Genomic DNA, 13,869 nt, shown 5'->3' with positions numbered 1-13,869 from the left:
AAAAGGCTATCACAAGAATATTGTGATAGCCTTTTTATGTTATTGCTTAAATATCAACCTAGACTCTGAAACTTGCCCATCCTTAATCAGCAGGATGTAAGTCCCTTTGGCCAGATTACTCAGGTTGTAAGTTTTGTTGATGTTGGCATTATTATTACCTTCTTCCAGTAACAAGTGTTTTTTACCAAGCAGGTCATAAATGGCAATGTCCAACTTTTTAAGTTCATCATTTTTGATCTTCAGGGTTAGTTGTTCATCAACAGGGTTGGGGAATGCCTGTAGACTTTCAATAACTTTATTATTCAGTCCAGAAGTCAGGCCGCTAACATTGATAGTAAGAACAGGTCTGGCAGATGATGTGCCGCAAAAATTATCAATGTTAACAGAAAGTTTAGCTTCGCCAGAGAAGGAGTCGCTCCATGCTATGCGCGTTTCATTTCCTGAATCAAGGACCTTGCCTGCACTCGTGGGTTCTAATATCCAGTTGACCTGTGAGCTTGTCGATAAGTCTATCTGGTAAGTTGTTGTATCTGTGTTGAGTACCTCCACATTTCCTGTTGCAACGGGGGCTTGCTCCAGTTCACAAAAACCAATAATAAAGCTTGAACCGTAATATGTATTGTAAGTCTGATCCAGTTCAATATATGGAGAGGCTTTACCTGCAATTTCAAAGGCGTTTTCACCATGTATAGCAACACCGCTGGTGTTCATACTTCCTGCATCAAAATAGTAAACCCAGGCAAGATCTCCTGCGGCATCAATTTGCGCTACATAAGCCCCATAGCTGCCTGAAGTAGCTGCTTTAAATTTAACATTGTCGTTGAACTCAACCGAATCTGCAGCAGCTCCATAAAGGTAGTAATTACCATTTTTATCCAGCCCTGCTTCATTATAGTTAAGGGCAAGTCTTTCTCCTGTTTTTATTATTCTGGCCCAGTTTACATCGCCATTAGTATCTACCTTAAGTGAAAAATGGTTGTATCTGAATGGGCTGTACAATGAGGTGTCTCCAAAAATGTTACTTCTTCCGGTTATTCCACTTACAAAAGTGTTGCCATTATGATCAACATCTATAGTTGTGGCCCAGCAGTAGTCAGCGATATAATCATACTCGTCATCAGGTTCAGCATCTGCACCATAAGTAAATGCCCAATTAACAATGCCTTCAGGAGAAAGGCTACCAAGTAAATTCTTTCCATGTGCCTGGCCTATTGGGTAATCGGTACCCGAAAAAGAAACGGATGTACCAATCATTTCGGCCGAAAATGAAATGGTTTGTGCGGAGGCATTTGCACTCACGAGGTAGACTCCATCGGCATCGAGTTGTTTGAGCCATTGAAATTGCCCCTTGTCATTATACTTTGCAATGAAACCACTTACTCCCAGGGTAGGGGTATAGGTTGTGCCACCAAGTTCTACCGACTCTGAAAATGAGCCACTGACATATATGGAACCTTCGCCGTCGACCGATACTGTATGGGTTTCTGTCATAGGGATGTTAATCACCCATTCAACTGTACCAGTTTCCGTGAATTTTCCTACGAAGTTGTCTTGTAGCTCAGGGTAAGTTACTCCGTTGATAGTAACCTCACCCGTTGCTTCACCTGTTATTACGGTACTATTGCTGCTTTTGTCTATAGCCAGATCGTTGCTTATTCCCTTAGAACCATTTGTATTATGAATGGTGTTTACCCATTCTATTTGATTATTGTAATCCTTTTTTGCTAAAACAAGGGCTTCATTGGCTGTTAAAGTTTCCCCATACAGATCTGCTTTTCCATACAATGTCCCAAGAATAAGTGTACTCTGACTATTGCCGGGCTCAAGAGACCTAACCTGAAAAGTACCTGAACTTCCTCCACTTTGGAAGGTTGATGCAATCGTGAGAGGATCTTCCGTTAAGGTCATTAAAAACATGTTGTTATCCAAGGTGCCTGTAAGGTAAATCTTTCCATTTTTATATACGCCTGCTTCAATGCCACCAGTATGCTCCTCGGAAAATAGCGGTCGGTCGACATGTTCGTTAAAACCATTGTCCGTCTGATTGATCATTAGGGAATTATCCATGGCAAACAGGACAGAGTCAGTTGTAGTTATTAAGCAATTGAAACCTCGGGAGAAGTAATAATAATCAGCAGACTGGGTAAATGTGGTGTCAATACCCCCTTGTGCTGTAATATGAGTGATAAAGCTTCCTGTACCGCCATAGCTATAATCTCCCCACGAGGCACCACCTTTGAAGCCACCGCTAACAATTATTGAATTGTCCTGAGCGATAGCAATTTTATTCACAGCAGATTGCCAGGTTGGGTTTTCTCCAGCCTCATAGGCCCAGTTGGCTGATCCGTCGGCAATGGCAATAGAACCAACGAAAGCCGTTTCAAAGGTTGCTTCTGACAACAGAGTAATGTCATCGATGCTCATTTCATTGAAAAATTGGCCCCCTATGATGAGAGCGTCTCCATGAACTTTAAGGTCAAGTACTTCCATGGTCGTGAAGTAGTAAGTTTTGATGTTGTTTCCTGAGCTGTTGAGGAGGGATACTTCCGCATGGTTGAAGCTGGCAAAAATGGAGTCATTCCTTACAGCTATTGGAGCCACTGAATGATTCGATCGGCTAAGATCATTGTCAAACGTTTTCACCCAATTAACAGAACCGTCAAAATTAAAATAGGCTATGAAGGCTTTTATACCTGTAATTGTGACTGATTGATTTCCGAAATCGTAGGTGCCATCCTCTAAAGTTCCACTTGTTACAAACCCGGTAAGAAAAGGTTCTGCACTTTCCACACTTATATCGGCATCAGGCCCATCGATTAAATTAATTGAGCTGGTCAGGCTGCCGTCTGTATTATACCTGGCTAGAAAATAGGATTTATAAGCACTTCCGGTTAGGGTGGTGACATCCAGTTTAACTTCATTGCTGTACTTGCCAATAATGTATACGTTGTTGGAAGCATCTGTGATGATATACCTGCCAGATGCTCCTCCGCTTCCACCAGGAGTGCTTACAGATTTTACTGATGGCGGGGTACCAAAGGTGCTCTCCTGTGCCTCTCTGGAATTACCTGGTATTCCGGTTTTTGAAATGTTGGGTTTATCATGAAGGCCTTCTTTTGCCGGGTTGTAGGGAAGTTGTTGTGCTTTAAGTTGAAAAAAGAGTAATAAAAAAAATAAAGTAGGTAAAAGTTTGTTCATAATTAGTGCTTAAGATTATAGTCAGTGGATAATACTTTTAAGGGGAAAAAGTAAGTCCTGGAAATGATAGTTATTGGGATAAAACAATTATTTGTATAACAACAAAAATAGATTTTATTTTATTTTGAACAAATCCGTTGATGTTATCATAAAGTTTACTTTTTCTAATTTCCTATTTAGTAATTAAAAACTCAATTTCGCACGAATTCCAGTCGTCAAATTCATATGAAGTTATCTAAAGCTCAGTTAGTCGCGGTTATTGTAGCTGTAGTGGGGATCATATTCTTTTCGGCTAAGGCTGTAATCGTGAAGCTGGCCTATGTATATGAGGTGCCCGCAGTATCGCTGCTTTTGCTGAGAATGTCTTTCGCCTTTCCGGTTTATGTCATTATTGCATTGATCAGGAAGCCCTCTTCGCCCGAACAAATTAAAGGTAAAGACTATCTGTGGTTGATAGCTTTTGGTATCATAGGTTACTACCTGGCCAGTTTATTTGATTTTCTGGGGCTGCAATATGTTAAGGCCAGCCTGGAGCGGATCATACTTTTTGTCTACCCTACGCTGGTAATACTTATTACTTGGATTTTCTTTAAAAAGGCGCCTACTCGGGTTCAGATAATGGCTATATTGCTTTCATATGCCGGTGTTTTTATCACCTTTAGTGAAGAACTGGGGGTGGCCGGAGATGAGAATGTTTTGCTAGGAGGGGTGTTGGTTTTTATGAGTGCATTTACCTATGCATCCTATCTTGTAGGTAGCGGGTACCTTATTCCGAAGTTTGGCGTTGTAGTATTCACTTCATATGCTATGATTATTTCCTGTGTATGTGTGGTTATACACTATGCCGTTACCTCCAATGATAATCTTTTGTCATATCCGTCAGAGGTTTACTGGTTAGGGTTTTTAATGGCCATGATATCTACAGTAATACCATCATATATGATCTCCTATGCTATAAAGCATTTGGGGGCTCCTAACTTTTCGATCATTGGAAGTCTTGGACCGATCTCAACGATTGTGCTGGCTAATATCTTTTTGGATGAAAGACTTTCCTACTTGCAGGTAGTAGGGGCAATTGTTGTCATTGGCGGTATTATTCTGGTAAGCAGAAAGAAATAGGCTTAGTTTAGCCTAAACAGGAACCGTGCCCCGAGGTTTAAAGTACTGAAATCAATGGTCATGCTTTGCCCCAGGTTTTTAGCCTTAGTTTCAGCTACATCAGCCTGAAGGAATGCTTCCATTTTAAACTTGTTGCTAAAATTAAATGTTGCTCCGGCTTCACCTCTGGGACCAACTGTACCTCCTTTAAAGCCTTCAAATGCTAATGTATGATACAGTAAGGCTAAGCCAACATAAGGACTTACTTTTCTTTGGCCAAAAAAGTAATTGGCTCCCGCACCGGCGGATATCCTAGTGGCAGTGTAGTTTATGTAATCGTTTTGATATGAATATTGATTCACCAGCTCGGTCGAACTTATTCCAATGGCAAAGTCAAAGATACCTTTGACTTGTAATCGGGGGCGCACAGCATAGCTTACCTGACCACCGATCATAAAGACGGAGTTCATATCAGGGCTGCCACTTAACAGTGTAATACTGCGGTTGGCAAGGTCGTCTCTGATATAGTTGTTGATCTCCGGGGAGTCCATAACCCCCACACCTATGTTTATTGCTGCGCGGATGGTGCCTGCTTCATCTAGTCTAGATTGCGGCTTTTCAGGTTGAAGTACTTCAATTTCTTTTTCCTTTTTTTGTACGCTTTCTTCCTGAACAGAATCTTTCCAGTTCTTATCGTAGTAGGGGTAGTCTTGAGCCATTGCTGCACTGAAAGCACAGGCAGCAATAGCAAAAATTAAAGTAAACTTCTTGTTCATGATCAAATGACGACATTTACAATTTTCTTAGGCACAACGATTACCTTCTTAGGAGATTTTCCTTCAAGCCATTTCTGAATTGCTTCAGATGCCAATACCTGCTTCTCAATGTCCTCGCGTGGCATATCTGTAGGGAAACTCATTTTGGCTCTCATCTTACCATTAACGGAAACCGGATACTCATGTTGGCTTTCGGTCAGGTAATTTTCATCATACATAGGGTATGCGGCAACCGTAATGCTGGTTTCATGGCCTAATTTATGCCATAACTCCTCAGCTATATGTGGAGCGTATGGTGCTACCACTATAATCAATTGTTCCAGGATAGCTCTCTTGTTACACTTCAAAGTGGAAAGCTCATTTACACAGATCATAAATTCACTGACAGAAGTATTGAAGGAGTACCGTTCGATATCCTCTTGTGCTTTTTTGATCGTTTTGTGTAGTACTTTTAATTCCTCTTTTGTAGGCTCAGCATCGGATACTTCGAAGCTATCATTATTGTTGTGGAAAAGATTCCAAAGCTTTCTTAAAAACTTAAATACGCCATCTATACCATTCGTGTTCCATGGCTTAAATTGCTCCAAGGGCCCGAGGAACATCTCATAAAGTCTTAAAGTATCTGCTCCATATCTTTCTATAATGTCATCTGGGTTAACAACGTTGTATTTGGACTTGGACATTTTTTCAACCTCGTGCCCACACATATAATTATGGTCAGGTTCTGTAATAATTATAGCATCCTCATATGGGGCTCTCCATTTTCTAAACTTATCAATATTCAATAAGTCATTGTTAACGATATTTACGTCAACGTGAATAGGGGTTATCGTATTGAAGTTAATTTCTTTGGGAGCAAAGTCAGTTCCATGCTTTTCGTTATGTTTTTCGATGCCTTCAGTGATAAGCCTGTGAATAATTTCAGTCTCAGCTTTTGTTATGTTGGATTTCTTAACTCGGTCGACTATACCTTTTGATAAGAAAATCTCAGGGTTGTCAGCCGATTCCAACTCTGATGACATAGTATAGGTGAGTGTGAGCCTGTACACAAAGTTAGATCTTCCCTGGATCATTCCCTGGTTTATCAGCTTTTTGAAAGGCTCTTTAACCGTGATAAGTCCCATGTCATAAAGGAACTTATTCCAGAAGCGGGAATATAACAAGTGGCCGGTAGCATGCTCTGATCCACCAATGTATAAGTCTACATTTTCCCAGTATTGTTGAGCTTCCTTGCTTACAAACTCCTTGTCGTTATGAGCATCCATGTAGCGGAAGAAATACCAGCTTGAACCTGCCCAGCCTGGCATAGTGCTTAATTCTATAGGGTGACCCTCTTTGGTTTCCCATTTTTCAGCTCTTCCAAGTGGAGGTGCACCATCTTCTGTAGGTAGATATTTATCCACTTCTGGCAATACCAGTGGTAATTCGGATTCATCCATCAAATAAGGCAAGCCATCTTTATAATAAACCGGAAGAGGTTCGCCCCAATATCTTTGGCGTGTAAATATGGCATCACGCATTCTGTAGTTGATCTTACCTTTACCAATACCTCTTTTTTCAAGTTCTTCCACCCCTTTTTTGATGGCTTCAATAGGAGTGAGGCCGTTCAGGAAGTCGGAGTTAATAACCTTACCTTCTTTAGTAGGGTCAGCCGCTTTTTCGATGTTTGCTGATTCGTTGATGGGTATAATGGGAAGATCAAAATGCTTGGCAAAGTCATAATCTCTTTGGTCTCCTGCAGGTACGGCCATTACTGCGCCGGTTCCATAACCTGCTAAAACATAGTCAGCTACCCAGACAGGTATTTTTTCGCCACTGAATGGATGCGTAGCGTAAGACCCTGTAAAGGCTCCTGTAATATGTTTTACATCAGTCATCCTGTCACGTTCAGACCTGTTTTTAGCTACGTCTATGTATGATGTGATTTCAGCCTTCTGATCTTCCGTAACTAATTGATTGACCAGGTCACTTTCAGGAGCAATGGCGAGATAGGTAACTCCATAAACTGTATCAATACGGGTAGTGAACACACGGATGTCAACACCTTTATCCTCTACATGGAAGTCTAGCTCAGCACCAATGGATTTTCCTATCCAGTTGCGTTGCATCTCCTTGAGGGGTTCGGGCCAGTCGATAGTCTCCAGGCCTTGCAATAACCTTTCGGCATATGCGGTGATACGCATCATCCACTGCATCATGTTTTTCCTGATTACCGGATGCCCGCCTCTTTCTGAGTATCCATCTTTTACCTCATCATTGGAGAGCACGGTACCTAAAGCAGGACACCAGTTTACCGTAGTGTCTGCCAGATAGGCTAGTCTGTAGTTCAGCAGTATTTGCTGCTGTTGTTTTTCATCATACTCAGCCCATACCTGAGCACTGAAAAGAGGAGTTTTTTCATCGCATGTAGCTTCAACTTTGGTGTTTCCTTCTTTTTCAAAAGAAGCGATCAACTCTGAGATAGGCTCTGCTTTGTCGGTCTTTTTGTTATACCAACTATTGAAAAGCTGCATAAAGATCCACTGGGTCCATTGATAAAACTTCGGATCCGAAGTTTGTACCTCTTTGTCCCAGTCGAAGCTAAACCCAATATTCTTAAGCTGCTCTTTATATCTCGTAATGTTCTGTTCGGTAGTAATGGCGGGGTGCTGTCCCGTCTGGATGGCATATTGCTCTGCAGGCAACCCGAATGCATCAAAACCCATAGGGTGCAGTACATTGAAGCCCTTGAGTTTCTTGAAACGCGAAACGATATCGGAGGCAATATATCCCAGTGGATGACCTACATGCAGACCGGCCCCTGAAGGGTACGGAAACATATCCAGTGCATAAAACTTAGGTTTGGAAGGGTCTATTTCAGCCTTGTAGCTTTCATTATCCGCCCAGTATTTTTGCCATTTCTTTTCAATCTCGTTGAAATTGTATTCTGCCATTGTTTGTCTACCTTTATTAAAGGCTCAAAATTAACAGATTTATCATCAATTTGGGACATGATGATGAAAAAGTTGGTAGTCAGAAAAGCTCATAAATCGCAGCTAGCGAGAGTCGCTGATTTCTACCCCTGCATGAAGCTTGTGATTTTGGCCGTTAGCAGAGCTACATCTATCTGTTCGATAGGATGTTTGAACCCCTTGAAAATTTGTAGTGAACCCTGAGGCAAAAGGTTAGCAACTTTTTCGGACTCTTCAATAGTTACCATGTTATCTTCATCTCCAATGCCTACAATTACCTGGTGTGATATGTTTTTGAACTCTTCTAGACTTAATGCAGCACCATCACCAAGGGAGATCATCATTTGAGATGTTTTTTGAAGTACTTCTTTCCAGTCAGTAGGAGCGTGGCGGTCATTAAGTGTTTTGGCAAAGGCAGGTGCCTTCTCCTCAATTTTTTCAGCATCCAGCAATTTGATCTCTTTTTGCGCTATGTCCTGTGACCACTCAAGCTTTGTGCCTAAGGTATATATTTTACCAACCTTTTCAGGATGCTTAAGGGCTAGATTCAAGGCCACATACCCTCCCATGCTATAACCAAAAATATCAACCTTTTCCAGGTTTTCGGTAGCCATGAAGGTCAACACCTCTTCTGTAAAACCGTTAATATCAAAAGTACCATCGAATGGAACTCCTCCGTGTCCTGAAAAAGATATGCTTTTGGTATTAAACGCAGAGCCTAAAGCTTCTGTAACAGGGAGCAGCTGTTCTTTACTGCCTAAGGCTCCGTGAAGAATAAGAATGGTTTGAGACATAATCAGTCTTGCTGGTTGATAAGTTCAATTAATTCAGTTATGTCAGTATTGATGTCACTGAGTTTAGCACCCTGCTCTCGTAAAGCTGCGATCATATATGGAGGCACAGTTCGATGATTGGTAAGTTTTGATTCAATATCATTTAAAAGTACCATTAACTCGGGTGCTTCGGCAGATCTGATGGTTTGTAGCTTTTTCTTTATATCGGCCAGTTTGGCGCCAGCAGGACTAACTTCTGATATTACTGTAGGTTCTACCTTCTTTTTTGAGGAGGTGTCAGCATACAAGTCCTGCGTTTGAACTTGAATGCAGTTGTTGTAATGAGTAACAACTGCATCAATATCACTTCTCTTGTATGTTTTATTCTCTATTTTCTTTTCGACTTCATTACAGTCTGATAGGAAGTCGGACATTATTTTTTTAAAAAGTAGAGTGGGTACTTCAATACCGTCACCAGTCTTTTTTAGCAGGTACTTTGACCCGAAAGAGTAATTGCCATCAGAACGGAATGATAGCAGGCTCAGATAACCTTCTACTTCTAACTGCATGATTTTGTATATCTCACCAAATTTAACAGAGCGATATATCAAGCTATCTTTGCCTACCTCTAAAAATTGATAAGCTTTGAATCTCCTGGTGGCATCTTCGGTTTTGATAGTTACCTCTTCATATCTCTCCGAGGGTAGCAATATTTGTACTTCGCCCTGGATGGTGTCCCTATGGGTAGTTACAACATAATCAGTTTGTCCATAACACCAGAAAGAAAGCAGACATAAGACAGCCGCAATACCTTTTTTCATAAGCTTTATTTTTGTCACAAAAATAGAATTAATTACCACTTTTACCACTTTTCTTGAGACGTCCGGCATTCTTCAGTGCATTATGGATAATCCACTCCAGTTGTCCGTTTGTACTACGGAATTCATCTGCCGCCCATTTTTCAACCCCTTCAAGCAGGTCAGGGTCTATACGTAATACGAAAGGCTTTTTCTTAGCCATGATCTGTTCCCTTTTTCATTAACTGGTCCATGATCTTTTTAAATTTGCCAGGTTTTTGTGTGCCCAAAAGTAGCTTTTTTCCGCTATAAAGTGTCAGTTGTAAACCTGTATTACCCGATTCGGTCAATGCTTTGCTATTATGCGATAACCATGTCCTTTATACTCTTTTCTGGAGTTGTATTTCCTTATTTCATAGTCCTGAATATTCTCCCGTTTTATGGCTTTTCCCTTCCACATAAATAACATAAATAGAGGAAACCGGTAAAGGGTATGCCTGCTCTTTATCTCCACCTGAAGTTTGCCAGATAGCAGAAGCCCTATCAGCAAAAGCTACTATTAAAAATGCCAGGGTGGCTATGACTATCAGCAGTTCATCAGGAAGTGTGCTACCTGTCTGGCTGGCTTGAAGTATCCTATAAGGAGACGAAAATATTACAATAACGGTTAAAAGCGATAATGTCATCAGGATGATCCACAGTTTAACGGTTTCAAAAGGCTGTTCCTCCTTATAGTAAATCATTATGTTAGTGGTTTAGTGTGCCTGAATTCACCACGGGCGTTACATCCTTATCAGCACATAACACTACCATCAGGTTACTTACCATGGCAGCTTTTCTTTCTTCATCGAGATCTATTACCTCTCTTTTTGAAAGGTCGTCCAGCGCCATCTCCACCATGCTTACCGCTCCTTCTACAATTTTATGTCGTGCTGCAACAATGGCCGTGGCTTGTTGTCTTCTCAACATGGCACTGGCAATTTCCGATGCATATGCCAGGTAGCCAATGCGGGCCTCTATGACTTTAATGCCGGCAATATCTAATCTTTGGCTGAGGTTCTCTTCCAGGGCATGATTTACCTCATCTAGCCCTGATCTCAAGGTGATCTCTGCTTCATTGTCTTCAAAGTTGTCGTAAGGGTATTGCCCTGCCAGCTTTCTTACAGCAGCATCACTTTGAATACGCACAAACTCCTCGTAATTATCCACTTCAAAGGCGGCTTTGAAGGTGTTTTTTACTTGCCATACCAAAATAACCCCGATGAGTATTGGGTTACCGACTTTATCATTCACTTTGACCCGCTCACTATCAAAATTTCTGGCCCTTAGTGAAATGTTAGTTTTTACGAAAAATGGATTTACCCAAAAGAATCCATTTTTCTTTACGGTTCCTTTGTAATCTCCAAAAAGTACAAGTACACGAGAACTATTGGGGTTTACAAAGAAGAAGCCTGGGCATAAAATGATGCTTATGAGTATGCCTAAAATGAAAAACGGGTTTTTGGTAGCAATTAAGATGAACAAACTTGAAAAGAAAAGTAATGCAACAATGATTAACATGATGTAACCTGATACGGGACTGGTTTCTTTTTCCTGATTCATAATTTTGATATTAAAATGATATCATATATATACTATTATAAATTCATATACGCAGTAGATCACCGACAGGTTTCGTGTTTTGGTTTTAATAGAAAACTGAGTTTAATTTGCTAACCCAAATATTTGATATGCTATGGTAAAATATGACCCCAAGACTTGGTTTGGTCTCATCTTTCATTCTTACAGCAGGCAGGTGCTCAGGTTGCTTTTGCCTGGTTTGATATTTATGCTGATTTATACCTTTATAATTGCTTATTTTATACTAGATTATTTTAAGCTAAATTTTGTAAGTACTACGGCTGTACATTCCCTTTTAGGTATTGTTTTGGGTTTGTTCCTGGTTTTTAGAGTCAACTCAGCTTATGACCGTTGGTGGGAGGGGAGAAAACTATGGGGACTATTGGTAAATAATACCAGGAATCTGGCTGCGAAAGTGAGTGCATTTGTGCCTGATAATGATGCTGCTTCGCGTGGGTTCTTTGCCCAGATGATACCCAATTTTGTGGTGGCTATGAAAGAGCATCTCCGCAAGGGGGTTAACCTCAATGATCTCGATATTGTTGAAGATGATTTTCTCAAGAGACTTAAAGGAAAGGAGCATATCCCAAATATGATCTCATTAATGCTTTATGAGCGTGTGAATAAGCTTTATAAAGGGAAGGTATTGACTGGGGAACAACTATTCGTGATAGATAAAGAGATAAAGGAGTTTTCCGATATTCTTGGTGGCTGTGAAAGGATAAAAAATACTCCGATACCATATTCTTATAGTATGTACATTAAGAAGTTTATATTTACTTTTACCGTTACACTGCCTTTTGCTTTTATAACGGAGTTTGGTTACTGGACCATACCCATTGTGCTATTGATATTTTTTATTCTGGTTAGTGTAGAGTTAATAGCTGAAGAAATTGAGGATCCGTTTGGTGGTGATACTAATGACTTGCCTATTGACGAACTTGCTGAGAAGATCAAGAATAATGTGAGGGAGATTTTGCTTAGAGACTAGATGTTAGAAAACCCTTTAAAAGAAAAAGGCTATCACTGAATCAATGATAGCCTTTTTCTTTTTATTTTCAATTAGTTCTACTCTTCTACTTCTTCTGTTTCTTCTTCTATTTCTACCTCAGAGATCGGCTTCAGGTTTGAAGGAATCTCATCAGCTATATAAGGATAAACCTCTATAAAGTTTGTTTGTGTGATTGAAGGAATATCGTAAGGTACAAGCATGCCTTCAAAGTGCTTTTCAATTCTTTCAAACGCTTGCTTTACATGCAAGGCACAAACCAGCAGGTATGTATTGACCTTTACTTCTTTTTCGCTATCACCATCTACTGTGGAGTATGATACTTTACATTTAAACCATGTGTCGGAATCCTCATAGTTAATAACTTCTGCGATATTAGTCTTGGCTATATGGGTAACGCTGAACTCACCCGAAATATCTCTGGCAGTCACTTCATTGATCCTTGCTTCAGCATCGGTGTAAGATACGGCGTCTAGCAAAAATGCTTCCGTTACCTGCTTTAATAGTCCATCATCCCCTTCTTTGTTGTGCTTAACTTTGCATGAGTACCAGGTCTTCATTCTTCTTTCTGATTTTTGTTTTACAAGATATTTTTCGAGGACTGCAAAGATATCACCGATAATTTACCGGCCTAGAAATATATCTGAATTTTTATCAGAGATTTGCCTGGGACGCAGAGCGTTGTATATCACTACTTTTTCTCTTTGGCTATAGTTATTGGCTGTACTTCAAACCCCTCTTGTTTAAGCATTTGGATCAGACCACCTTTTCCTGAAAGAAAGGGGGCGCCCAAGGCAAAAAAAGTGCTGTTATTCTGGATGGTTTTTTTGATTTCAGGGTACCAGTTTTTCACCCTCTCAGAATAATAATATTGCTGGAAAGGCTTACTTTCATTGGTAGCTTTTAAAGTTTCTTCTTTAACCTTTTCCAGATTTTCTTCTTCTATGTAGAACTTCACCAGTTGATCATAATTCTTCAGGTGTTGCTCGAAATTATTCACTGTATATTTAAGCGCTTCTACCTGGTCTTTTATAGGGAACTTTTCAAAGGCATTGATTTCTTCCTGTATGGTTCCCAGTCCCTTGGTTGTCATTTTATTTTTTCTGGCAATATCCGAAAGTTCTTCTTCAGGGAAGATTATATTCTTATCGAGGTTTAATGCTGTAGTTGTTGTAACCAATATGATAGGCTGCAGGCGGCTATAGTTGAAGTGGTAGGCATGTTCACGGACATCAAACCTCATCATTAGCAGCAATCTGAGCTGGTTCAACTCATCATCCGTCAGGTAATCATTGATCCATCCATCATTTGGGATCCTTACTGCTTTGTTAAATTTCTTCTGAGATGAGTTGTCGGAAATTAGTTTGGTAGCGAATACTTCACAGTCCTTCATAGCGTTTTTAACCTTTCGGGGAACTGAATATTCTTTTTTAGGAAGGAAATTTACAATCCCGTATAGGTATGAAGGTTTGCTCAATCCGTTTCCGGAGATTTTCCAAAGTACTGCATGGGTATTATTATCATTAATCTGTCCATGGCTGATATGGGGGGAGACTATGATCAGGGTTAATGATATTAGGAATTTTTTAAGGTTGGACACTGTCATGTTTAACTTTTTTCATCATAATTCAACCCACAATATAAGCT

At 40.3% G+C, this 13,869-nt stretch carries 12 protein-coding genes; 2 read left to right on the top strand and 10 right to left on the bottom strand.

The genetic code is table 11. The features are described from left to right. Positions 1-39: 39 nt before the first annotated feature. A complete protein-coding gene (locus tag JMN32_RS24715) occupies positions 40-3,198 on the bottom strand; it encodes a T9SS type A sorting domain-containing protein (RefSeq protein WP_202859059.1) in 3,159 nt (1,052 codons plus the stop codon). 225 nt (positions 3,199-3,423) lie between these two features. Between JMN32_RS24715 and JMN32_RS24710 the strand changes: the two genes are divergently transcribed. Beyond that, a complete protein-coding gene (locus tag JMN32_RS24710) occupies positions 3,424-4,317 on the top strand; it encodes a DMT family transporter (protein WP_202859058.1) in 894 nt (297 codons plus the stop codon). A gap of 2 nt (positions 4,318-4,319) precedes the next feature. Here JMN32_RS24710 and JMN32_RS24705 read toward each other — a convergent pair whose 3' ends face one another. The 7 genes from JMN32_RS24705 to JMN32_RS24675 all read right to left on the bottom strand — a co-directional run bounded on the left by JMN32_RS24705 (position 4,320) and on the right by JMN32_RS24675 (position 11,195). Then, positions 4,320-5,072 carry an outer membrane beta-barrel protein gene (locus JMN32_RS24705; RefSeq protein ID WP_202859057.1) on the bottom strand — a complete coding sequence of 251 codons (753 nt, stop codon included), beginning with the start codon at positions 5,070-5,072 and terminating at the stop codon, positions 4,320-4,322. 2 nt (positions 5,073-5,074) lie between these two features. Beyond that, positions 5,075-8,005, bottom strand: a complete 2,931-nt coding sequence (locus JMN32_RS24700; RefSeq protein ID WP_202859056.1) for a leucine--tRNA ligase — start codon at positions 8,003-8,005, stop codon at positions 5,075-5,077. A 122-nt stretch (positions 8,006-8,127) separates the two neighbouring features. Beyond that, positions 8,128-8,817, bottom strand: coding sequence for an alpha/beta fold hydrolase (locus tag JMN32_RS24695; protein WP_202859055.1), 690 nt, complete (start codon positions 8,815-8,817; stop codon positions 8,128-8,130). Between the two features lie 2 nt (positions 8,818-8,819). Beyond that, the gene (locus tag JMN32_RS24690; protein ID WP_202859054.1) at positions 8,820-9,617 is read right to left on the bottom strand and encodes a hypothetical protein; all 798 of its coding nucleotides are present in this window, start codon (positions 9,615-9,617) and stop codon (positions 8,820-8,822) included. Positions 9,618-9,645: 28 nt separating this feature from the next. Next, on the bottom strand, positions 9,646-9,816 hold the full coding sequence (locus tag JMN32_RS24685; RefSeq protein WP_202859053.1) for an Arc family DNA-binding protein: 171 nt from the start codon (positions 9,814-9,816) through the stop codon (positions 9,646-9,648). Positions 9,817-10,006: 190 nt separating this feature from the next. Beyond that, a complete protein-coding gene (locus JMN32_RS24680; RefSeq protein WP_202859052.1) occupies positions 10,007-10,336 on the bottom strand; it encodes a hypothetical protein in 330 nt (109 codons plus the stop codon). A gap of 4 nt (positions 10,337-10,340) precedes the next feature. Continuing rightward, complete coding sequence (locus JMN32_RS24675) at positions 10,341-11,195, bottom strand: SPFH domain-containing protein (RefSeq protein WP_202859051.1); 855 nt, start codon at positions 11,193-11,195, stop codon at positions 10,341-10,343. 133 nt (positions 11,196-11,328) lie between these two features. On the opposite strand from JMN32_RS24675, the gene JMN32_RS24670 reads away from it, so the two are divergent. After that, a complete protein-coding gene (locus tag JMN32_RS24670; protein WP_202859050.1) occupies positions 11,329-12,204 on the top strand; it encodes a bestrophin family protein in 876 nt (291 codons plus the stop codon). 77 nt (positions 12,205-12,281) lie between these two features. On the opposite strand, the gene JMN32_RS24665 is transcribed toward JMN32_RS24670, so the two are convergent. Beyond that, positions 12,282-12,782, bottom strand: coding sequence for a DUF4494 domain-containing protein (locus JMN32_RS24665; protein ID WP_202859049.1), 501 nt, complete (start codon positions 12,780-12,782; stop codon positions 12,282-12,284). Between the two features lie 131 nt (positions 12,783-12,913). Continuing rightward, positions 12,914-13,828 (bottom strand): TraB/GumN family protein, encoded by a 915-nt coding sequence (locus JMN32_RS24660; protein WP_202859048.1) that lies wholly within the window; start codon positions 13,826-13,828, stop codon positions 12,914-12,916. Positions 13,829-13,869 lie beyond the last annotated feature (41 nt).

Source organism: Fulvivirga marina, assembly GCF_016775155.1.
Lineage (GTDB): Bacteria > Bacteroidota > Bacteroidia > Cytophagales > Cyclobacteriaceae > Fulvivirga > Fulvivirga marina.
The sequence above is the reverse complement of the archived record's forward strand: the minus strand, read 5'-3'. Positions and strand labels throughout refer to the sequence as shown.